The following is a 22,607-nucleotide window of genomic DNA, read 5'->3' as shown; positions in this document are numbered from 1 at the left end:
ATTAATTCTTCGTGTGGCCGGCACGCTCAAGCTCGGCTACCATACTGACCATGAGCAGGCTGTCCTGGCTATTTAGCGTTTCCTTGGCCAATAAAACTTTCAGCGCTTCCCTAATTTCCAGAGTTCTTTTAAGCTTACTTACAGTTGTTCCTATTTCGCTAAGCCCACTCTCAACTTTTAGCAGTGCTTTTTTTTCTAAAGGGGCTTTTTTTGAATCCATTCTCAGCAGCGTAAAGCACAAGAGAAAGGAACTGCCTAGTAGCAGCACCATAGATGAGAAGATAACCTTCGGATATTTTTTGAAAAAACCTGATATGGAGGCCAGGAGGCGTTCGATCAGATCAGAGAACTCATTTCTGAGTTCTGAAAACACAGTTGTCTTTTTCATTGGAATGCATTTTTATCTATAGTTGAAATATCCCTGTTCTCTAATGTCTTCCATCTGGTAATTAACACCGCGTGGGGATTATTATCAGATCTTGTTTCAAGATCGACCAGGCTTCCCTCCGTGATAAGCGAGCGGGTGACGCTTGAACTTCTCCTGTCTATTTTCTGTGTACCATAATACCGGAAATACATTCTTTTTTCATCTAAAAAAATAGAATCGGTTCGGAGCGTGAGTACAGCAGAGGAGGAGAGAATAGAGGTGAAAAAACCTTTTTCCTTCAGATTATTATACTGAAGGGCACCACTTTCATCAATAAGGTACATGGCCTGTTTCATCTGATATTCTATGAACTTATCATCTGGTACCAGCGAAAAGAAAAGAGAATGGAATTTTGCAATATGTGCGCGATATTCTGCTGCTCTGTTTAGCTGCACATCGGTCTGTTTTGCCAGGATTGGTGTTCCCGAGGGGTCAAGAATATAAATACTTTTACGAGAATCCCTAACATATCCATAGGCAAAAAAAGAAACAACAGCGACTACCGATAGACAGAGCAAAAAACTTCCCAGCGAAAGGAATGTGGCTAGACGGATTTTGGATTCGATACTTTTTATCATCATCTCTCTATCCTCCCATTATCTGTCCAGCAACCCTGGTCATGCTTGATGCACCTCTTCCCATAGAACTTGCGGCAGAAGATACACCCGATGTGGATACTATCCATGTTGAAATGCTCGGCACGGTAAGCATGGTTAGTGCACCGATGATAAAGGTTACGATTACCATTCCAAAGGAGAGAACTCCATTGCTGGCAAACCAGCCGAGCTTTTCAAGGCTTGCCCCGCCAGTCCCAACAAGCTCCTGATAACGGGTAATTTCCGCCTCAAGTGCATAATGCTGGAAAAGGGACGCTACATACATCACCAGATATGCAATCCCTGAATAAAGGTTTACCGAGATGAACCTGGCGACCCATGTCGAAAAGGAATCCCTGAAAGCTGGCAGAATAGAGACGGCTACTGAAAAGGGGCCTAAAATAATCAGTATCGTGGAAAAGATGATCTGAATGATAAAAATAATGTAGGTGCAGACCCTGAGTATCCATATAGCGAGTGTTTCCAAAAGAGAGGTAGCCAAAAGTTGCAGACCAACCTCCAGCCGGTTTCTCATTTCCACTATCGGGTTCCAGACTTCGGAAAACCCTTCCTTTACCGAAGACTTAACAGATTCCCATGCATTTTCATACCAGGTATCCGCTTCTGTTTTTGCTGTCTGCGTCTCGGCCTGAATTTTATAGAGCTGATCAGAAACCTCTACCATGAGCTTCGCCCGCTGTAGCCTGAGATCATTGATCTCTGCCTGGCTGCCATCGAACATTGCTGAGGTCTTCTGTTCTACAACATCGGTTGGATACGCAAGGACCCGGGTAAAGATGCTCCACCATAGAATCACCATGGTCAGACCGAAAGGACGGAGCAGCGGCATAATTTCAAGCTGTTTATCCCCGGAGATCATTTCATAGCTTTTGATAGCAAAAAAGATGAGCATAAAAATTGCCGCCAGTGCCTGCGCATCTGCAATAAAGGCATCATAATGAGTCCAGATCGTACTTTTCATCTCATGCAGAAAATGCATCATCCCCTCTTCATACACGCCGTTGCCCTGAAGAAAATTAAAAGTGTCCTTGAACGAATCGGGCACTGCCTGCACAAAAAAACCGGCTGTGCCGGTTATAACATTTAAAATATCCATTGCTTATAGTTTTGATTTTTTAAGAATATCATTGGCAATCTGGATATCGCTCTTTGGGGATGCTGGTCTTTGAACTTCACCGGCCCGTAACTTCTGGACAGACGAGCGGATAGAGAGATAGGTTTTTGCCCTGGATTTCTTGGTTTCCCAGCTTGCCGAGAGTTTTCTGAATTCAGATAGCATCCTGTGGTAGGCCATTATCCTTGATCCCCGGTCTAAGGTAGTCGACCTCGCGATTTCCAGCCTTTCAAGAAGTGCACTGCTTTCCTCCCTGTACCAGTCAAACAGACCCACAGATATTATGTATTTCTGTTCTGCAAGCGAAAGGCCTGCAAGCATATCGGCATCTGCCTGATTTAATAATCCTTCAAACTCGTTGCGATAGTACATTAGCCAAAGGGGATCGGCAAAAGAAAGTGCCGAAGAATAATTGGAGGCCTCGCTCAGCGCAGTATTGCGAAGGGTATCCGCATGCAGTTTGTAGAGATTATCTGTGTTCTGCATGGCTGCTGCCAACATCAGCCGTTGCGTTTGTGGACCGAGCGGGCCAAGGGGTCTTAGATCCGTTTTGGGATAATTGGGGTGAAGCGCCCAAGTAATCCAGTAATCAGGGTTGAGCCCTAAAAATCCTGGTTTGGGCGTAAACTTATCCGCATCCCATTGCTTGAAGACCATTCGTTCCTGCTGGTAGGTAATGTGTTTGTCGGTAATTTTCTTCTGTGACCAGAGGAGCGTTGAGAGCAAACAGAGGAAAAGAAGCAAAAAAGGTTTTTTCATGGTTTTAAAAGTTTTGATTTGAATAAAATATCACTCCCGAGACGCAGATCCTGATTGATAAAGCCCTGATAGGGATTAAGCGAACGGAAGACTCCATTCATTTTTGTCCAGTACATGGATTTTTTCATGCTGAATACCAGGGCACGGATGACGCGGAGCTCTAGGGCAATTTTCTTAAGCAGCGCATCGCGCTTTTCGAAATCCATGAGGACGTTTTCGCCTTCCTTCAATACAAAAGCAGAGACTTCTGAAAATAGGTTTATCCCCCTATCTTTTACCTGGCGGGAAACGTCTTCTGCAAAAAGCAGCAGATGGGGATCTGATTTGGCGATATCAATCATCCCGGCACTTTCCGATGAAATCTCGGCAACCAGTGAGCCGATCTGTCTGACCGCGATTGCTGTTTTGAGCCCCTGATCAACTTCTCTTAAGGAAGACAGGATTAATGACTGAACCATAACGACCGCGCCCAGATTGAGATTAATATCCGAAAGGCGGTTGTTGATCGTATTTAAATAACTGTTATACGTATTTTCAGCTGCCAGACGTACTGCTCCATTTTCATTTACGATATTAAAATGCCCGCGGTCAAAAACTAGCCTTTGAGCTTTACTACAATAATGACCAATCAGCATTAAAAAAATTAAAATAAGCAATTTCATAACATCAGTTTTTTAGGATATCTTTTTTTCGCAGGATTTCATCTACCAATTTTTTATCGGTATTGATAAATTCTGAGAAAGGGTTTAGCTGATTGAAGACCTTTTTTCTTGAAGAATATTGAAGGGTTACCGCCAGTCCTCTGGATGCCCCGGCTATCAGGCGGAGTTCAGTGAGCACATGGGAAAAAAGCATTTTGCGGTCGCTCTGCTTCATCTGGTTGATGTCCTGCATAGAAAGAGCAAGTCCGTACAAAAAATTCAGCAGTGCATGTGCCCGATCCCCCATATCCAGCTCTGCCTGTATGGCCAGAACGGAAAGTATAGAATCGTCCTTGCATAAATCAAAAATCATCCCCTGGCTTTCGGTAATATCAGCAATCAATGGATAGGCTTCGATTCCGATCTGCACCGCATCAATGGCAAGTCCCAAAGTCTTGAACCGGGACTGGATATCCCTGTATTTATTCTTTAATCTTACCATCAGGGTTTTGTTTGCCTCCTCATTTGCAGTGGATCCCGCCTGCCTGTCCCTCGCATCAGACTGTTTTCCGTGTTCTGTTTTGCTATTACCCACAAGCTGGTGCAAAAGCCCGACATTCAACTGCGCATGAGCAGCTATTGATATGAAAATCATAGCCGTGAAAAATGCTGCGCTTTTCATTGCTTGAGCATCTTGGCATTCCTGATAATATCGTCCGCTATGCGTTTATCAATATTGATATATCCTGCATAAGGGTTTAGGGAATTTAAGATTCCGCGCTGCTTTGCCCAGTACATCGTACGGTACATGCCATAGGCCACTCCGCGGAGGATGGTAAGTTCTGTGACGATCCTATTGAGAAGCTTTGCCCGTTCACCGGAATCCATCAGCGCGTCCCTCCCGTCTTTTAATACAAAAGAGCTAACCTCGGTAGCAAGGTTGATCGAACGGGTTTTGAACTCCCTAGCACCTCCTTCGGCAAACAGCAATAATACCGGGTCACCAGAGGCTAGATTAATCGCCTTATTCACATCAATGACAATATCCTGAGAAATCGCATAAATATCCTTAACAGAAAGCAGAGACCTCATTACTCCTGAAACCTCAGATAAGCCTCTGTAAATAGTGGATTGAAGGTCATTTACAATTCCAAGCTGACCAGTTACCGCGAGCTGTGCCCTTTGCACAAGAGTAAGGTTGTCGCTGGTTCGGGACAGACCGCTGTTCATCACCCCTGCATGGGCAGCCGTGGCCGCAGCGGTTGTTGGGTCAACGTATATTTGTGCGGAGGCCGATTGCACGAAGATTCCAAATAAAAAATAGATGAATATTTTTCGCATAAAAATAGAATTTAACTTGTGATGGATGAATTGACTTTCTTGACAAATTCGGGAAGAGAGATTGCGCTCATTTTCATATCGGCAACGAAATGTTCCAGTCCCAGAGGATAAGAACCGTAACGCTTGACATAAGATTCGACAGCAGTCTTTTCGGGTTTTTCGGTTGTGAAGGTTAAATACTGAAAAAGCGACACTTCAACGCCATAGACCTCCCCTATACTTCCGCGCTTAATGTAAACCTCCTTGAATTTCCCGCGTCCGGCCTTATTTTCAAGCGCATTGATGGTAAATATCTTTCGCTGCTCTACCTCACTGAGCGCCAGGAGCTTTGCTACCTCTGCATAATTCCCCCTGAACTTGGATTGATCGAGCAGGCAGATGGTGTCGGAACTGGCCAGAATGGAATCCTTTATTACAGCATTTCCGATAATATCGCCCAGTTCCTGCGTCACCACAATTGGCTCTCCCCAGAATTTCCTCATCGTTTTATAGAGGTAAAGAATGTAGTTAGCCATTAGCGGAGATGCGATTGCCTTCCACGCTTCTTCCAAAATCATCGCTTTTCGCTGGCCTGTACGGTGCCTCATTTTCTGCAGTACCAAATCCATAATCACCAGCGTCACGATTGGAAAAAGAACCCTATTTTCCTTGATTGAATCAATTTCGTAGACAATAAAACGCTCTGTAAAATCTGAGAGATCAGCGCTTTCGTTGAGCAGCCTACCGTACTCTCCGCCAAGACAGAATTTTTTAAGTACATAACGGTACTCATCAAGATCGAAACTGATCTTCTCATTTTCCTTGATCTCCGAAATCTTAACGATCGAATAATGGTAGAAAGAATCAAAACACAGCGCATAATCAGCCTCTCCTAAAAAGAAGTCTGAATAGTAGGCCGAGAGTACATTTGAGAAAACCGTATCCTCAATCTGCGATACGCTTCCCTCTGCACCCTTTAAAAGAAGTCCGATAAGTGTTTTGAGGAAATCCTTCTTTTCGATGTTATATTCTGCTTCAGAAATAAGAAAGGGATTCATCGTGATCGGATTCTCCTCGGTATAGGTGTAATACTTTCCTCCAAAATAATTGCATAGCCCGGAATAGGAATGTCCTACATCAACGATCACGATGTCGTAATTATAAAGCATATACTGTTCAAGCAGGCTGTTCATAAAAAAGGATTTACCAGTACCAGAGCTGCCCAGAACAAATTTTGAACGGTTGGTAATCCTGCCAGATTCCATAGGAAGATCTGCTGGATCTATGCCTACAGGGATTCCTCTCCTATCGGTAAAGCGCATGAGAAACTTGGAGGGCTCATCCCGCATCAGCCGTTCCTTGTAGAACAGGCAAAGGGCCGCATCCGAAGTGGTGAGGAACCAGTCGTATTTTTTCAGTTCCACTGCATTTCCAGGCAAGGCACTCCTAAAGAGTTCCATCTGGTTATAGGCATTCTTGGAGGGGATAATCCCCTGCTGAAATAGGGAAGCTTCAATAAAGTTACAGCTGGTATCCAGAAGTGGAAGTTCGCAGCAGACCAATAAAGAATAGTGCGCATTGACGAGCAACTGGTTTTCCCTTGCCACATCTATGAGCAACTTATCAATATCCTCCACACACATCTGATTGGCTGGATCAGGAACTCCGGAATGCCGCTTGCGTTTCAGCTGCAGTTTGTTCAGGGTAATGCCCTGGGAAGGAATTTCAATTAATTGGTTATAAACAAGACTTTCAATACCCGGAACTGATGACAGGAAAGAAAGGTTGTCCATCGGAAATTCCTGTAGTCCTTTCCCGTCGTTCGCCATTAAATATGGCCCAATGGATTCAGGCATGTCAATGGAATCGATATTGACCAGGCTCATGCAGCGGATCACCTTTTTCCCAATACCTATTTCAGTATCCCCGGCCCTTAAGTTATTGAGCGAAAAATGGTCTGAGGAGAAATCCATGGCAAGCATCCGCGAAATATAGCGTTCTATCTCACCCTGGGGCAGTACTTTTGGTGATACCGATGCTCCTTTCAATAGTTCACAGACCTTGGCAATATTGGATACAAAATCCAAAAGGGCTTTCCTGTCATAAACGTACATTGCCCTTCGTTTGACCTGACGGGTTATAACCAGATAACTAGAGTGCTCAATATATTCCCTCCCTGAAAAATGCTCATCGTATTTTTGCTGAAGGGGTTCACTTTGCACTTTCGCCTGATAAGTTCTTTTAGAGAACACATCCTGTTTCTGAATGATATACCCTTCACTCAATATCTTGATCACATTGAGAAGCAGAAGATGAAAGGCCTGGTAGCCTGCCGGATCAGCGGAATAAATAAGCACCGGATTTTCGATAGAAAGAATTACTGAAAAATCGCCTGACTCACCATAAAGAACGGAAAGTCCGCCTATCTCTTCTATTCCGGCATATGGCAGTTTAAATTCCTGTTTTCCCATAACCTCGCCTTAAATAAATACGATGAATGAATATCTCCCTGGATCTGGTCTTATCATGAAGACCGAATGCCTGCTTGGAATATGTGTAGAGGAGCCCACCGGCTATTGAAAGAATGGTTAAGAGGCCACCGATATACATATTGAGGAGCGCACCGGCTAGGCCTCCTGTGACCAGCCCAAGACCTAAGGAAGAAATTCCATAAGCAATAAACTTCCCTTTGAAACCGCGATAAACAAGGGGCTTTTGAAGCCCCTTGTAAACTGGATACATCCTCATGCTATACGCCAAAGAAAGCCTTGATCACTACCGATACCAGAACCAGAAAAAGGCAGGAACCTCCCCAGCCCATAATTTCTTTGTTGATGTCCTGATCTCCGGAATTCCATTTGATGTAGACACGTACCCCGCCGATAATACCTACCACGGCACCAATCGCAAGGGTGAGTGTAGAAACCGGATCTACATAAGAGGTCAGCGAGGAAGTCGCCGCATTGATTCCTGTTGTTCCTCCCCCAGTCTGGGCGGAAACTGCCTGCACTAAACCCAATAGCGCGGCCAATGACAAAAGTCTTTTGCTTTTTCTTGTCATAAAAAAATTGATTTAAATTGAATAAAATTGTATTTACAGTCCGAAAAGACCGCGGAGGAATACACCGATGAGAGATAAAAAGAGGCATGAAAAGAACCATCCCATAACCTGCGCATCAATGTGGTGCTTGCCCATCTGCCAATTGGCATAAACCCTAAGTCCACCTAGGATTCCTGCGATTGCGCCAATAACCAGTACCAGATCCGAGAGCGAAAAATACCAGCCTTTCACCTCTGCCGAGGCGGAATAAAACTCTGAGATTCCTGGTTGAGCATTAGCGGAAAAAGTAGAGAGCAAAAAAAAAGAAGCTGACGCTGCCCTTAAAAAGAATAAAGAAAACCTCATGGAGTTTAGTAAGGTATTGCCCGCGTATGTTCGATGAGGTTGTCTTTCGCAAGGGAAAAAAGCTGTTTTAGTCCAATGCCTCCACTTGAGCTAATTGGACCTGTTGGCAAATAAGGGGCTGGTTTCTCCTTTTTTTCTGAATCCGTAGGCACAGCCTCCTCAGCTTTCTCTTCCAGGGTAATCAGCTCAGGGGTAAATGTTTGTGCAAAGAAAAGCTCGTCTTCCGGAGTTTCATTCACACCAACTCTTTGAGATAGAAAAAGATCAAAAAATAAGTTCAGTAAATAATAAACCATATATACAATAAAGATTATGGTCAAGAAATTAGTCCAGCTCATGGGTCATATTTTTTAAAGTTTGAGAAATATATTCGTTTAACCAGGGATGGCCTTTTAAAAACTGGTGGAGGGAAAAAACGATTACCCTGGTCATATCAATATTCGAAGTAATCTTTAGTTGCCTAAGCTTATTCATTGTGCGCTTATCAATGCGGATAAGGATTTTCTCCTGCCCATCCATATTAAAGTCCCGCAGGGATGAGAGAAAGCTAGCTAGCCGCTTGGTATTCACGACCGTTTCTTTGGATTCAGTTTTTTTTACACCAATCTTTTCAGCCCCATGACTGGCCTGGGATTTTTCCGGCAATCCCTTTTCCTCTTGGATCCTTGATTTCAATTGATCGGCAAGGGACTTGATTTCGCTCATGATGATATACCTCTCTTCATAAAGCTGCCATAGATAAAGTCCATTGCCGGCATAAAAACTTGAATTAAAGAGGCCGGGACATGGATGGTTCCTACCCGCTGAAAATCGATGCGGTCAGAAATACCGGGAGAAATCTTTCCAAATCTGGATAGTACCTTGTCTACCTCTTCCCTGGTTTCATACTTTACGGTTGTTTTAATCCTATTTGGCACATACACCATGGGTGATAAATTATTGATCTCCCGACATACAAGCGAAAAGAGCACTGTACTGTCTACAGAAAATTCATCATAATTAAACGGGCAGATAATGAGTTCCGCGGAACTGATAATGGGAATCAATAGATCATCGTCCATTTTACCCGGAAGATCAATGAGCACAAACTCATCCCTATTTTGGTTAAGCAGTTCCAGCAGAGCCGGGAAGTACTTAAGATCAGAGGGAATAACCTCGTAGAGGGGATCGTTCTCAAGAATTTTTGCCTTTTCAAACTTGCCTGAAATCGAAGCCTGGTAGTCCATATCCAGAACGGTAACCTTCTTTTTTTTAAGCATTGAGAGGAAATAGGCCAGTAACAGGCAGAGTGTACTTTTACCTGCTCCCCCTTTCTGATTTCCAATTAATATAACCATAAGCATAAAAATTTAACGTGTATTGGTTCTTGCTTTTTTTTGCCTGCGCCTATTCCGTCCGAGGATCTGCTCATCATCAATATCATCAGAGATATCTATATCCAAAGAGAATTCGCCAATGGATATACAATCATGCATTTCAACCTCGTCAGCAGGAAATATTGACTCTGATGGATTTTCAAGGAGCATCTCTTCCTTTGGAGAAAACTGATTTTCATAAATACCCTCCGAAATGGGTATTGACGTTTTTACTTCTTCGGTTTGGCGTAAAGTCTCCATAAATTTAGTTATGGACATAATATCGCCACCTTTAAAAACTTCCTTGGTGGAATGGTCTAAAATGGTATAGCCATATGGCGGCTTGTCACCTTTAAAATGAAATACAAACTGAAGGCCGAATGAAGAAGATAATTTTTCGCTTAACTCAGAGTTATAGAATATTACTTTTCCTTTCTCGCCACCTGGAAGATCTTCCCTGATCGCTTGAATTCTGGAATCGGTAATTGGCCTATACTTTGCAAAAATCTGTTTTAACTGTTCCTTTCTTTTCTGATCAGGTGAAAACCGGGCAATTTTTTGTTCTATTCTGGTTAAGTTTATACTGCCTACTTTTTCACCATACTTTGACAGATCAAGCGTATCCTCCAGAACTTTTAATGCATATCCCTGTCTTTCAAGCAACATCATAAACTGCGCCTTATTGGAGAAGCTGTATTGAAGTGCCCTCGTCAAAGCTTTTTCAGCAGCATGTTTCTCATCATTACCGATAAGTTTATTCAGTACCTTATAAGCCCTGATCTTCTCAAAGCTGTCGGAAATCTTTTTCCCTTCCAGGTCTATTCTTGAAGATACCATATGGATGTGATTATTCTGCGTGTCCTTGTGGAAAATGAGAAGATACGGCTGATTTCCATAACCCATGCCCTCTAGCCAGCCTTCGGCCAGTGTAACTAGTTCCCCCTTGTCCAAGCTTCTGCCCTTTGAAGATATCATTGCATGAAATTGCGGATATACAACCCTGCGGTTTCTGCTCGCTAGGGATGAGAGGTAGTTTATATAATCTCCAGGCCTGATCTCAGATAGCCCTTGCAGCGCCCCAAAACCGGATACCTTTACCAGTTCTCCCTTATTTTTTTCAACTTTATTGGTATTGTACCTAACTGCCCTAAAAGTCTTTGATTTCCAAAGAATTTTCACAATCATAAACTAAGCCTTTAATAATCTGAGTAATTCCCTGGTTGCTCTCTCCATTCCTCTAAATATTGAAATGTAATCAGTAAAAATCGTGTTGAACTGAAGTACAATTTCAGCAGAGAGCATTCCTCGTTTATTTAAAAAGTTCGCATGCCGGGCAAGCTGGTTAATGTTGTTTCCTGACCTACCGATCTCTGCACCGATCTGGTTCAGGTGTTTTAAAACTTCGACAGCATTGATTTTATTTGAAACCGCAGAGGAGATTAAAAGCCTTTGCCGCAAGAAATCACTTTCTTTCAATCCAAGGGAAAGCCAAAGGTTTCGGAGTAAAGCATATTCTTCCTCGGTAAATCTGGCCTTAATGAACCTGGTTCTTTTACCATCTAATTTTAAAGGCCTCCCATTCTTTTTCTTGGTCATATTCAACAATTAAGGGACATCCTCCGAAGAAGAAAAAACTAGTTGCGACGTTTTTTCCATCCCGCTACGCCCCCAAGGCGAAAAAAAGCGGGCAAGTTATAGGGTTTTTGAGCAACAAAAACACAACTTGCAGGCTAAAAAACCAAAATACACCAACTATAACGAAAGGATAAAAACCAAAAAACTTAAGCTTGGTTTATTAGGATTTTGTTAAAAAGTATTCCGGCAAAACAGAAAGCCTAAAGCTATCTTTGCCAGATGGAGCTGCAGGAATTAGAAGAGTTTTTCAAGAATTGCCGGAGACCGGAAATGCCGGTGTTTTTAAATGAGGCAACAAAAGTAACTGACTTTGATTTATTTCTAGAGAGCCATTTCGGGCCACTTAGAGCTAATCCGGAAAGTAAAATCAATAAGCCACTATTAGTAAGACTAAAAATGATGAAACTTATCATTGAGTTTAACTAGCTAAACATATATCCACATATTTCTATATAAGAATATCCACATATACCGATAGAGACATATTGATATTTAAGCATATATAGATAATTATATCTATATAGCTCAATATTTACATAGTTATATATTCATATATCAACGTGTTATACCAAAACCATTCTCTACACTAAAAGGCATAGGCTTAACAATAGATTTTTCAATTTGCCTTAGATCAGCCACAAGCTTTTCATTATAATCCTTAAACCCTGCATATTTGAACGAACAGTCTATACTTCCATGTACATCTCGGATAAATTCCTGCGCAGCAGATTTTCCTGCTTTATCATGGTCAAAATAAAGTTCAATAGAACCAAACTGGTTTGACCTACCCTTGGCAGCCTGTAGAAACGAAAGGGAATTTAACACCAATATGGATGCAGGATCCTGTGGATGTTCGACTTTCCAGCTCAGAAAATCAAAGTAACCTTCAAAGACACCTAGCCTGTCAACAGCCCCCTGCAAAAAACTCATTCCCTTGTGCCCCAGGCAACCCTTAAAATATTTGTTGCGTACCTCCCAGCCACCATTCTCATTTGGCCATGCAGAAGCAAAGTAATTCCTGCGCTTATTGCTGCTGTCCATGACCGAATAATAAAGTTCATATAAATAACCACCTGCAACGCTTTGCACTCCCCTGCCTTTAAGATATGAGCTGATGACATCGTTGCCGATTGATTCATTTACTACTTCTACTTCATATCTTGGAACTTTGAAGGGCAAGGGCCTTCGGGAATTATCAACAGGCACATCCGCGGTTCTCTCAAGGTTTATTTTTGCATACTCTACGATTTTTTTAAGAACCTCAGGAAAGCTTGAGGGATACCAATATGCAAGGCCAAAATCGATTATGCTTCCGCTTTTTATTCCCGATACTCCTGCACCGCCATGGTCAAACCAGACCCCCAGATTATCATTTACACAAAGTGAGGCCGTATATTCTTCACGCAACATACTTAGAAAAAAATACTCTCCCCCCGATACTTTCTGGGGACTAAACCCCAAGTTCTTCAAAAGATCGAGGAGCGACACTTTCTCCTTGATCTCATTAACGTTTAAAAAAGCTGACATACCGATTTAGTTTTAGAATTTTCAGAAACAAAAAAGGGGCTTATCGCCCCTATAAAATAGAACCCAAAAAGAAGGGCCTCTATATATTGTAATTTCGGAACTACTCGCGTCGATTTCTACAAACCGGACTTATCGTCTGCCAATGCGCTTTCACCTTTTTGACGTCATCTCAAAGCTTCGCAAAATTCCCTTCAATTTAAAGGGTAATGTTTCATTCCTGAATGTCAAAGACCAACTCTTTTGTTGGCTCAAAATTCAGTATGTGCAAGACGTGTTATTGACACTATGAAAATAGTGTGAACGATTTTTATAAGGCTATTTTTGCCTTGATCTGAAAGTTATTTATTGGAGATCAGATTTGTTATAAATTTTACATTCATCAGTTTAGTTGATTACTGATCCATTTTTATTAAACAGAAGAGAATTTCATTAAATCACTAGCATTTTATTTACAAAAACTATAACACTTTTATTTAGGTGTGTAATTTTTTTAATCTGGATTATTTTGAGGATATCCTGCGATATGAGAAAAATTATACAAAGTGAAATTGGCAATTTGGTTGATTATCAATTAAACTTAAGTTTTCTGGCAATGTGATCGTTTATGGCATTTCTCATACTGTCTAAATAAACAGTATATCCCTTGCTTTTCCTTCTAGAGATATCAATGAACTTGCGATAAGCGACACCCAGATCTACATTTAAGCTCTTTTCAAGAATATCAACGACCTGAGAAATATCTGCTTTTCCATTATTCAATGACCCCATAAAATATATGCCATAGGCAAGTTCTACAAGCTTCACTTTATCGTCTGTCCATCTCAGGTTTGAGTTTTTTGACAACAATTGAAATATTGAGGATTCTGGGTCGCTGTATAAAAGTCTGATGCGTGTCAATAAAAACTCCCGCAAATGTTCATACGCACGGAATTTAGCAAAGGTATAATCTCCCTTTGTCTCGAATTCACTAAAATTCACTGCGGGAAGTATGTTCTGCCTATTACGCCTTAAAAAGTATTCTTCATCTAGTGCGCTCTGGTCATTGAGATAATATTGGTAAAGAAATTGATTTTGTTCGAAATATCTTCTTAAGAAATCTATTTCCCTTATGTAATAATTTCGGATTGCCTCGTCTGTATCTACTGGAATATTCGAGACAATATTGAACTGTTCTACAATAAAAATTTTCCAACTGTAAAACTTGGGCTTGATCTGTTTAAAGAAAAATATCTCTTCTGCTTCCGAGGAAAAACCTAATCGGTTTGCTAGGGAATTTAAACGGATTGTGCCGCTTTCTATCATTTCAAGGGAGGAGGATAACCTAAGCAGATCACTTATAAGTTCATTTTTTCCAGCATGAAGCTTAGAGGTCATTTCCAGGTACAGCTGTTCAGATTGGGGGATTAACATACACAAAGGATTTAGATGAAAAATAGGTTTATTTTAGGCAGCTAAAATTCAGCCTGCGTTGCTGCAAATTGAATTATTGCAGGCATAGAATCAAGTTAACTATCAGTTGCATAATTGATCAACCCCCTTTGAATTCATTATTTGCAGATAAATTCTAAAGACAATATACGTCGGTTTTTACTTTTGAGAATATGTTTGTCAGCCTAATCAAACTATTCGTGTAACCACCCAAGGCCTCGGTGTAAAAATCTTTTTGACAGGTAAATTCAGTCATAAATTGTGCTAAAAATCAGCTATGAATTACCAATTTATTTTTTTTGAGGAACATCTCACAAGCCTGCAAACGAAAAAAAGTTTTGCAAAAAATTTTGCAGTGGAGTCAAAAAAAAATCTTGAACGAGAACATTCCAGACTGACCAGAGCCTTCAGGGATATGGCCGTTGAACTAAATAATCATAAAAAGTCAAAAGCATATTTAAATTTTCACCAACAGAACTTAACCCTTTTAATGGATAAGACCAGTAGAGAAAAAACGCAAAGGGAAAAAGATCCGGACCACACGATTATCATAAGCACTCTGAAAGCACTGCTGGACATAATGGAAGAATTACTAATCTGGATGAAACAAATCTTTCCGGAAATATTCAATTATAAAGGCAGGATACCTATAAAAATGATTGAGTCAGAAATTTCCGAAATTGAGAATGATTTGAACTTAATCGTTGGAGAATTTGAAAAGAAGAAATTGGATCCTAAACTGATGCAGGTCACAAGATCGGTTTTGGATATAAGTCAGATAGTCAGTTTTAAAGATCTTAATTTTTGGAAAGAATCCTGCGATAAAATCCATCAAGATCTTATGTTGCTTGATTTGATTGATGAGTTTAGCATTATAAAAATTTTCATGGGGCTTGGAATAAATCATCCTGACTTATTTTTTTATGCCAAATGGCATATTTCAAAAGAGATTGAGCATAAGACAACTTTAGGGGAAAAAATTTCTGCAGTCTGTTCCTATCGGAAAGAGATAAGAGTGTTATACAGAGAAACCCAAATGCTCCAGTTTACAAGGAAACCCGATATTCAGCGCACTATAAAAAAATTCCTTCGAGAAGAACTCCTTTTACTCCGGGCTATGGAATTCGTGAATCATGAAGTTGAGGAAGCGGGAATCATGAACGCCAACTATAAAGTTTCCTTTTCCGTTAAACAGCTGGCCTTTTTTGTCCATCTTCAGATGGAGACCGGGATAATAATATGGCAAAGGGCAAAATTCGCGCACCAGTATATTGCAAGGCACTTTAGCACGGTGGAACGCGATTCAATATCTGAAAAAAGTGCTAGAAATGCCCACTATAATCATGCTAGTGAAGATATTAAGAAAGTGATCGCAAAGCTCAGTGAAATGCTAGCATTAGCTCAGGAAAGATATTGAAATTGTGAGAATACTGCGAATCTTGCAATTTGATGAGGGGTTGCAAGACCATAAAATTTCTGCAACTTGACAAAGTTTTCAAATAGCCGTTCTTTATCCCTAAAAAGATATGGACGTAGAAAACTATTCACAGAAACTAAACGCATTTCACTCACTCTCGCCTGGACTCAAAGCATACATCTCAACCATAGCAAAAAAAACTGCATACAAGGCTGGCCAGACAGTGTTCTTGACTAGAGAAGATTATAATTTTTATCCCTTGATTGAAAGCGGGTCATTACGGCTAATGGCAATCGATAAGGATAATGACGAAGAAATTGTTATCCGAACCTACAATGCTGAGGAATTCCTTTATCATTTCCCAAACGTTATGCCAAGGTCGAGATTTGAACTTTATGTAGAGTTTTTAGAGGATTCTTATTTGATAGCGTTTAGCGAAAAGCATTATTCGAACCTTCTGAAATTATTCCCTGATGCGTACCTCTTGAATCTATCCTATACAGCCTGGCATTTAAACATACAGTTGGAACTTCTATTCGGCAACAATAAAATTCCTGATAGGCAAGAACATATATGACACACCTTAAAGTTTACCCTAAATCATATTTAAATGAAACGACTCATCGAAAAACTGCAAAGTCTTCAAAATGCAAGCGAACCTTTTGTAAGCCAACTGGCGGAAATCTCTGTTCAGAAAACTTTCAACAAGGGCTTACTTATTAGCACACCAGATCATTCATACCCAGAACTGTATTTTATCGAAGAGGGCCTTGCAAGAGGGTATTTTATTTTCGAGGGGCAGGAAAATACTTCCTGGATATTACAGAGTGGGTTTATTTTTCCGACTACGTCGTTTTTTTCCTTCACTCACACAAATGAGTACGTAAATTTTTTAAAAGACAGTTCCGGCTATTCAATAAGTCTATCCCAATGGAGTGAACTTGCCAAAGCAAATCCCCAATTTCTAATGATTCTTCTGGAAATCTATGAGGAACATTACCGTGAAATTACGCAAAGAGAACAAATGCTGAGGATCAGACATGCGGAAACAAGATTTCTCTATTTTCAAGACAGGTATCCAGAATTAATTAATCTTCCCATTCATAAGATTCTGGCTTCCCTTCTCGCAATTGAATCAAAATACCTCTTCAAAATAAAAAGGAAATACCGCAGATGACACGGTAGGGAATCGCATTATTACACAAATAGGTGTACGATTATTTCTTTTCCCAAGGGGTGCAAAAAGAGTAAAAATTGCCGAATTCGGGTAGTTAATATTATTTCTGTTGTTTCGAACTTTAATCCACAATCAGATGGGTTTTTAATAAACAAAACATGGAAAATATTTATTCACATAAACGGACGCATATAAGCTATAAAAGCTTGGTATCAAATCTAAATACCGTTGGAATATTCCTGCTGACATTGCTATGGTGTTATGCAGTTTTTGCAAAGCTCGCAGATCTAAAACTTTATCAGCTCCAGATGAAGGATCAACCCTTTTCTGAAGAAATACAACGCGTACTGACATATCTGGTCCCGGTTCTTGAGCTGACCGCTGCTACGCTGCTGATTTTTAATAAACACAAATGGGGACTGTGGCTTTCCTTGTCCCTGATATTGGGATTTACCATATATATCACATTGATCCTAACCCATGTTTTTCCTAATGCCCCATGCAGCTGCGGTGGCTTCATTTCTAAGATGAGCTGGAAAAGCCATCTCTACTTCAACATGCTTTTGTTTTTTATAAATATGGGTTGTCTTATTAGAGTTACCAAAAAGGAAAGGAGGTTAAGCGGCAAAGAGTGAAAAATATAATTCCAAAATTTAATGCATTCAACAGGGCATGGTGCCCAAATCTTAAACTAACTTTTTCGCTTGTTTTTTCGAAGTAAAAAGCATCCTTAAATTATGTATACAGCAATAAAAAATGTAAGCAAAGGCCTAATGGCCGCCGCTTTAGGATTAGTATTAGTATTTGGTGGTTCTGCATTCAAGGCAGATAGCAAAAGGGTACAATATACGTTTCAGTATACCGGTAGCGATAAGTCCCGAACTGAGGTTGAAAAAGAATCTAACTGGACTTATAGTCCTAACGCAGCGGGCTGTGATGAAATTCAACAAGAAGCCTGTCTTATACGAGTAGATGCAAGCTTTGTGAATACAAGTGGCACCCCTACGCTAGACCCTTCACTTAACTTAATCGCAAGTCCCCACACATCAACACGTGCTTATGTAGTATCCAGTGATGATGGAGACATGGACATCGAAAACAAAACTGCCCAATAACCTAAGGGTAAAATATGAGGGGGAAATGAACTCCCCCTTATAGTTTAGTTTTGTGGCATGCCTGAAGATTCAATAATATCAGTGGGCAACGGCAAAGCATAATATCGTGAATCTGGCGCAAGGGTGAAGACTTGACTTCCGAGAACCCGTCTTAGAATTATATTTGCTCCTTCTTTGTTGTACCTTTTAAGGTCAGCAAAACGAAGACCTCTCATCAACAACTCCTTCCTTCTTTCTTCACGGATTTTTCTAATAGCATCAGACTTATCGGTTGCAGTTACAGGCGAAAAGGGCACTGTATTTCTCCAACGGGACTTTAATAAAATATTCAATGTTTCCATAGCCCCAGACAGGTCATTGAGCCAGGCTTTACATTCGGCGCTGTTAAGATAAAGTTCATCTGTTGCAAGGCCTGAAAAGTAAATCGTTCCACTTGCGGTGTAATTCCCCTTGAACTGCTGGTATGGCGCAGAAGCCCGGAAAAATGCAGTTCTTCTTAAATCGTTAATGTTATAACTGGCATACAAGGCAGTATCGACTCTAGAATTTGTAGTATTATTGACTCCAAAATTACTGGAAAGTTCTGCATACCAAATCGTCTCCTTATTAAACTTTTTGATTGGTACTGTGCTACTTAGCGCCAGGAGATCACTATCGCCATTGTAATCCATTAGCTTGCTGTTGAATTTGAGTGCTTCCAGTGTATATTTCAATGACGTTTCATATTCATGACGGTACAGAAAACATCTTGACAACAGCGCTGCTGCGGCTCCTTTTGAGGGTCGCATCACATGCTGAGGGTAGTCGGGCAGTAAGGTTAATGCTAAAGTTGCATCTTCAATTATTTTTTGGTAACAATCGCTTACCGAAGAACGTACCGAGGGGACATTAAAGTTAGATGATGTTCTAAGTGCAATACCTAAATCATTGCCAGAATTTTTTTCATCAAAGGCAAGTCCATGTTGATTGGTCAACATCAAAAAATAAAAGGACCTGTAGAATAAGGCGCTTCCCTTGGCATTGTCCCATTGAGAACTGTTCGCTGGCGTTCTGTCTATGCTTTCTAATAACTCCAGGCAAAGATTACTATTAAAAACAGACGTATACGCCAGACTCCAATCATTGGCATGTCGATAAGGAGTAGGCTTCCAGGTATAAGCTTCTTGAGCCCTTACACTTAGCGCATTGTAACTGTTGACTGTCAGGAAAAAATCATCACTTGATGCTTCGCCAAATGACGGAGTTAACCTCAGGTTCATAAGATTGGCATCGTCCAAAAGTCCTTGTACGTCAGATAAAGTATGTGGAATTACCAATTTGGCATTTGATTTAACCTCAAGGTACTTTTTACAACTCAAGGTAAGTAGCATTGCAGTACAAAGTACAATACTTATTGCAATATTATTTTTCTTCATAATTACTATTTCTATCATGGTTTTAGAATGCCCCCTTTATACCAAATGATAACTGGCGGGAAGGAGGTAATATGTTTGAATAATCCGGATCATAACCGAAATGATTCGCTTTCCAGAGTAATCCGACATTTTGTAAACCTGCGTATACTTCAAGATTCCGAAATGGAAATTTCCACTGAACTGTATTTAATGTGTAACCAAATCGAATATAATCAAGGCGAATGTGGTCTCCCGACATCACATTAATTTCAGATTTACTGTAAAATGCATCCCGAACACTTGGTGCAGGGTAGATGAACGAGGGAACATTAGTTACGTTTTCATCACCAGGCTTCTGCCAGCGAGACTCATATTCATAATTTCCCTGCCCAGTTTCTATTAGCGTTGAATATGCCAGTGCCGGTTTTCTGACCTTATAACCTAATTTGTAATTGATATTAACCGACAAACTGAAACCCCTAAATGACAAAGTATTGATCAAAGAACCGAAATACGTCGGACTGGCAGAACCCAGAAAGGTGACATTATTCCCCGTATTAAAAGATTCATCTGCGATAGACTCGTAATCAGTACTGAGTTTACCATTCAAATATCCCTGTGGATTCCCCTTGCTGTCCAGCCCTCCCCATTTATAAGCTGCAACCGCATATAGTGGATAGCCTTCGATTGGAGTAATAGCATTCCCTGCGGTAAGTAAATTGTAAAAAGCTGATGAATTGTCTCTGCTTTTATATTTTGTGGTTTTACTGGTGTTATAACTAAAATACAGGTCAGTTCCCCAACTAAAATTGCCAGTTTTAAGATTTTTGCTGTGAAGATCGAGATCAATACCCTCTCCCCTCATATTAGCAACATTCTTTGTGATTACATCACGTGCACCCCAACTGGTATAGTCATAGCCCGTTATACCATACAAATCCGTTCCTGTTTTGACGTAATAAGAAAATGATCCGGTCAGAATTTGCTTGGGAAGTTCAAAATCCAGTTTCATATCAACCTGCGAAAGCTGTTCCCATTTCAAATCGGGGTTATTTATTGCATTTATCCTCGTGATTGGAAATCCCGTCAAAGCATTCGTGCCATAAGTGGCAATTGGGGACGCAGTTTTCGTTAGGTCTACATTACCACTGTAGCCAAATGTAGTGGTTAACCGCAGAACGGGCAGCCATCTTAAATTATAAAAGGATTCATCTGAAATCTTCCATCCAATACCTGACGACCATAAGGGCTTCCATTTATCATTTATATCAGCGCCAAAAATATTTGATCCGTCACGTCGTATGCTTCCTGACAACAGGTAACGTCCTTTGAAGGAATATGCGAAATTGGCATACATGCTTATAAAACGGTATGCAGTCTGAGTTAAAGTATTGACACTTCCGATCTGGCTGCTAAATCCAGTTAAGTATTGGCGGTAAAGCCCTACCTCGTCAACTGGAGTAAAATATAGTGGGTCGGATTGATAGCCTAATCTTCTGCTTCCACGAGAAGAAGTATTCGCACTCCTTGCCTCAGCACCGAAAATTGCATTGATGCTATGCAAGCCAAAAACGTTGTTGTAGTTGAATTGCGCTCTTCCTGTTTGTGAGTTGACTACCGAAGAAGAAGAATTCAGTATCCCTCCTCTTGGAACCGGATAAGTAACTATTCCCGTAGAGGCATTTACCTGACTAAACGAATTGATCAGATTTCTGGCCGCATAACTTTGTTCATCGGATGTTCGTTCAATATCTGAGCTCTGCCGTTGATATTGGTAATTTACCTGCAGGTTTAACCCTTTGACGATTTGATACCTAAATCCGACGTTAGCAAATAAGTCCTGAGAACGGGAATCGGTATAGTCATGTTTATAATCTTCTGTGGGATAAAATTTCCAGTCTAAAAGTCTACCTTTTGCCAGTGTATCAGTATATGCTGACCGAAATTCTGTAGCAAGTCCTCCAGCCTGTGCAAAATCCAGGTATGGCGGATACCTTCCCCCAGCGCTCAGATAACCATTCGCAGGACGGCCGGTCTTTCCAGTAAAATTTGTATAATAAACATTAGTACTTAGATTTAATTTTTCAAGCACCTTAAAATCATTGGCAAAATGCAGGTTTAATTTACCTGAGGTATTGTAAACTTCCCCTCTATTCTGATCGTATGCTGCAGAAAGTAAATAGGTATTCCGCTCACTCCCCCCTTTAAGATTTAAACTATACTGTTGGAGAATCCCACGAGTGTAGAAATTGTCCAGATAGGATTGTTGTGTATTATTTCCCGCTAATAAATTTATTCTAGCATCAGCCGTTGACTGAGAGATCTGCCCGTTTCTTCTTGCTAGAAGAACTTCTACAACAGGGGTTAATGCCAACCATGGTGTGGTAGATATCCGATCATTAAAGTAGCCCGATTCGAAAAGTTGTTTTTCAAAAGCGATATAATCGCTACTATTCATCTGCCTGATAGAATTAAATCTTGGTAAATCCTGTACCAATACATTTGCACCAAAGGCAATTTGCATAGGTTGGTTTTGTCTGCCTCTCTTGGTTGTAATCACAATTACGCCATTACCAGCCCTTGCACCCCAAATCGATGCAGCTGCTGCATCTTTTAATACAGATACATTTTCTACATCATTGGGATTAATGTTAGATATATCTCCCTCATATATAAAACCATCTAACACGATTAGCGGATCTAACGGACCATTGATTGTTCCAAGACCACGTATAGAAATGTTGGTCTTATTTTGCGGATTGTTATTACTCTTTCCTACCTGGAGCATTAATCCGCTACTTTGACCAATTATCCTTTCTAAAATATTCGACCCTGTACGTTCTCCTAGAGCTTTCTCACTAATAGAGGATATTGTTCCATTAACTTCATTGGGTTTCAATGTTTGGTAACCTGTCTGAACGGTGACCTCCTCTAACTGCTGGGAATCATCGGTCATTTTAACTGAAATGAATTTTTCATTTATTGAATAAATCCTGAAAATTGTTTTATATCCAGTTGCAGTAATACGAATTGTATCTCCAGGGTTTACTTTTCCTAAAGTAAAATTTCCAGCCTCATCAACTATTGTCATATTCTTTCTGGAGCGAACGCTGGCCGGGATTACATTTCCATCAAAGTCAGTAACCTTCCCTTTTAACACATTTGCTTCCTGAGCAAAAGCTGTTATTGCAGAGAGGATAATGATTATCAGAGCCATACAAAACAGTAGAAAATTCCACTTCATTTTTCTAGTGTTGAAATGATTTGCCATCATA

25 protein-coding genes are annotated in these 22,607 nt (G+C 40.6%); 6 read left to right on the top strand and 19 right to left on the bottom strand.

All coding sequences use genetic code 11. The annotated features are described in order from the left end of the window. Position 1 precedes the first annotated feature (1 nt). The 15 genes from ACS5PU_RS11605 to ACS5PU_RS11535 all read right to left on the bottom strand — a co-directional run bounded on the left by ACS5PU_RS11605 (position 2) and on the right by ACS5PU_RS11535 (position 11,235). Entirely contained in the window at positions 2-388 is a 387-nt protein-coding gene (locus ACS5PU_RS11605) for a hypothetical protein (protein ID WP_056095041.1), read from the bottom strand. Then, positions 385-1,008: a conjugative transposon protein TraK gene (traK, locus tag ACS5PU_RS11600; RefSeq protein ID WP_056095045.1), complete on the bottom strand. Its 624-nt coding sequence runs from the start codon at positions 1,006-1,008 to the stop codon at positions 385-387. The genes ACS5PU_RS11605 and traK overlap by 4 nt, the downstream gene beginning before the upstream one ends. 4 nt (positions 1,009-1,012) lie before the next feature. Continuing rightward, on the bottom strand, positions 1,013-2,140 hold the full coding sequence (locus tag ACS5PU_RS11595; RefSeq protein WP_056095048.1) for a hypothetical protein: 1,128 nt from the start codon (positions 2,138-2,140) through the stop codon (positions 1,013-1,015). Positions 2,141-2,143: 3 nt separating this feature from the next. Further along, a complete protein-coding gene (locus ACS5PU_RS11590) occupies positions 2,144-2,917 on the bottom strand; it encodes a hypothetical protein (protein WP_056095051.1) in 774 nt (257 codons plus the stop codon). Then, entirely contained in the window at positions 2,914-3,579 is a 666-nt protein-coding gene (locus ACS5PU_RS11585; protein ID WP_056095054.1) for a hypothetical protein, read from the bottom strand. The genes ACS5PU_RS11590 and ACS5PU_RS11585 overlap by 4 nt, the downstream gene beginning before the upstream one ends. Positions 3,580-3,583: 4 nt before the next feature. Then, positions 3,584-4,213: a hypothetical protein gene (locus ACS5PU_RS11580; RefSeq protein WP_439459344.1), complete on the bottom strand. Its 630-nt coding sequence runs from the start codon at positions 4,211-4,213 to the stop codon at positions 3,584-3,586. A 23-nt stretch (positions 4,214-4,236) separates the two neighbouring features. Further along, the gene (locus tag ACS5PU_RS11575) at positions 4,237-4,899 is read right to left on the bottom strand and encodes a hypothetical protein (RefSeq protein WP_056095060.1); all 663 of its coding nucleotides are present in this window, start codon (positions 4,897-4,899) and stop codon (positions 4,237-4,239) included. Positions 4,900-4,910: 11 nt separating this feature from the next. Continuing rightward, the gene (locus tag ACS5PU_RS11570; RefSeq protein WP_056095063.1) at positions 4,911-7,349 is read right to left on the bottom strand and encodes a TraG family conjugative transposon ATPase; all 2,439 of its coding nucleotides are present in this window, start codon (positions 7,347-7,349) and stop codon (positions 4,911-4,913) included. 278 nt (positions 7,350-7,627) lie between these two features. Next, complete coding sequence (locus ACS5PU_RS11565) at positions 7,628-7,939, bottom strand: DUF4134 domain-containing protein (protein WP_056095071.1); 312 nt, start codon at positions 7,937-7,939, stop codon at positions 7,628-7,630. Positions 7,940-7,972: 33 nt separating this feature from the next. Continuing rightward, a complete protein-coding gene (locus ACS5PU_RS11560; protein WP_056095073.1) occupies positions 7,973-8,284 on the bottom strand; it encodes a DUF4134 family protein in 312 nt (103 codons plus the stop codon). A gap of 5 nt (positions 8,285-8,289) precedes the next feature. Then, positions 8,290-8,622: a hypothetical protein gene (locus ACS5PU_RS11555; RefSeq protein ID WP_147273667.1), complete on the bottom strand. Its 333-nt coding sequence runs from the start codon at positions 8,620-8,622 to the stop codon at positions 8,290-8,292. Then, positions 8,609-8,989 (bottom strand): hypothetical protein, encoded by a 381-nt coding sequence (locus ACS5PU_RS11550; RefSeq protein WP_056095077.1) that lies wholly within the window; start codon positions 8,987-8,989, stop codon positions 8,609-8,611. The genes ACS5PU_RS11555 and ACS5PU_RS11550 overlap by 14 nt, the downstream gene beginning before the upstream one ends. Beyond that, positions 8,986-9,621 (bottom strand): ParA family protein, encoded by a 636-nt coding sequence (locus tag ACS5PU_RS11545; RefSeq protein WP_115404612.1) that lies wholly within the window; start codon positions 9,619-9,621, stop codon positions 8,986-8,988. The genes ACS5PU_RS11550 and ACS5PU_RS11545 overlap by 4 nt, the downstream gene beginning before the upstream one ends. Before the next feature lie 12 nt (positions 9,622-9,633). Beyond that, a complete protein-coding gene (locus tag ACS5PU_RS11540; protein ID WP_056095080.1) occupies positions 9,634-10,824 on the bottom strand; it encodes a relaxase/mobilization nuclease domain-containing protein in 1,191 nt (396 codons plus the stop codon). Between the two features lie 3 nt (positions 10,825-10,827). Beyond that, positions 10,828-11,235: a plasmid mobilization protein gene (locus ACS5PU_RS11535; protein WP_056095082.1), complete on the bottom strand. Its 408-nt coding sequence runs from the start codon at positions 11,233-11,235 to the stop codon at positions 10,828-10,830. A 258-nt stretch (positions 11,236-11,493) separates the two neighbouring features. Between ACS5PU_RS11535 and ACS5PU_RS11530 the strand changes: the two genes are divergently transcribed. Further along, entirely contained in the window at positions 11,494-11,700 is a 207-nt protein-coding gene (locus ACS5PU_RS11530) for a DUF6965 family protein (protein ID WP_056095085.1), read from the top strand. 129 nt (positions 11,701-11,829) lie between these two features. Here the strand turns inward: ACS5PU_RS11530 and ACS5PU_RS11525 are convergent, their stop codons facing one another. Together ACS5PU_RS11525 and ACS5PU_RS11520 are read right to left on the bottom strand one after the other, a co-directional pair. Next, positions 11,830-12,801: a toprim domain-containing protein gene (locus tag ACS5PU_RS11525; protein WP_082489583.1), complete on the bottom strand. Its 972-nt coding sequence runs from the start codon at positions 12,799-12,801 to the stop codon at positions 11,830-11,832. Between the two features lie 567 nt (positions 12,802-13,368). After that, positions 13,369-14,211, bottom strand: coding sequence for an RteC domain-containing protein (locus tag ACS5PU_RS11520; RefSeq protein WP_056095091.1), 843 nt, complete (start codon positions 14,209-14,211; stop codon positions 13,369-13,371). A 295-nt stretch (positions 14,212-14,506) separates the two neighbouring features. Between ACS5PU_RS11520 and ACS5PU_RS11515 the strand changes: the two genes are divergently transcribed. From ACS5PU_RS11515 to ACS5PU_RS11495, 5 genes are all read left to right on the top strand, one after another. Beyond that, positions 14,507-15,646, top strand: coding sequence for a hypothetical protein (locus ACS5PU_RS11515; RefSeq protein ID WP_056095094.1), 1,140 nt, complete (start codon positions 14,507-14,509; stop codon positions 15,644-15,646). 109 nt (positions 15,647-15,755) lie between these two features. Continuing rightward, a complete protein-coding gene (locus ACS5PU_RS11510) occupies positions 15,756-16,223 on the top strand; it encodes a hypothetical protein (protein WP_056095096.1) in 468 nt (155 codons plus the stop codon). A gap of 33 nt (positions 16,224-16,256) precedes the next feature. Beyond that, entirely contained in the window at positions 16,257-16,823 is a 567-nt protein-coding gene (locus ACS5PU_RS11505) for a Crp/Fnr family transcriptional regulator (protein WP_056095098.1), read from the top strand. 158 nt (positions 16,824-16,981) lie between these two features. Next, positions 16,982-17,458 carry a MauE/DoxX family redox-associated membrane protein gene (locus ACS5PU_RS11500; RefSeq protein ID WP_056095101.1) on the top strand — a complete coding sequence of 159 codons (477 nt, stop codon included), beginning with the start codon at positions 16,982-16,984 and terminating at the stop codon, positions 17,456-17,458. 102 nt (positions 17,459-17,560) lie between these two features. Next, positions 17,561-17,938 carry a hypothetical protein gene (locus ACS5PU_RS11495; RefSeq protein ID WP_056095103.1) on the top strand — a complete coding sequence of 126 codons (378 nt, stop codon included), beginning with the start codon at positions 17,561-17,563 and terminating at the stop codon, positions 17,936-17,938. Positions 17,939-17,982: 44 nt separating this feature from the next. Here the strand turns inward: ACS5PU_RS11495 and ACS5PU_RS11490 are convergent, their stop codons facing one another. Together ACS5PU_RS11490 and ACS5PU_RS11485 are read right to left on the bottom strand one after the other, a co-directional pair. Continuing rightward, positions 17,983-19,371, bottom strand: coding sequence for a RagB/SusD family nutrient uptake outer membrane protein (locus ACS5PU_RS11490; RefSeq protein WP_115404613.1), 1,389 nt, complete (start codon positions 19,369-19,371; stop codon positions 17,983-17,985). A 4-nt stretch (positions 19,372-19,375) separates the two neighbouring features. Beyond that, positions 19,376-22,606 (bottom strand): SusC/RagA family TonB-linked outer membrane protein, encoded by a 3,231-nt coding sequence (locus ACS5PU_RS11485; protein ID WP_082489584.1) that lies wholly within the window; start codon positions 22,604-22,606, stop codon positions 19,376-19,378. Position 22,607: the final 1 nt, after the last annotated feature.

The sequence above is a fragment of the Pedobacter sp. GSP4 genome (assembly GCF_051857575.1).
GTDB lineage: Bacteria > Bacteroidota > Bacteroidia > Sphingobacteriales > Sphingobacteriaceae > Pedobacter.
The sequence above is the reverse complement of the archived record's forward strand: the minus strand, read 5'-3'. Positions and strand labels throughout refer to the sequence as shown.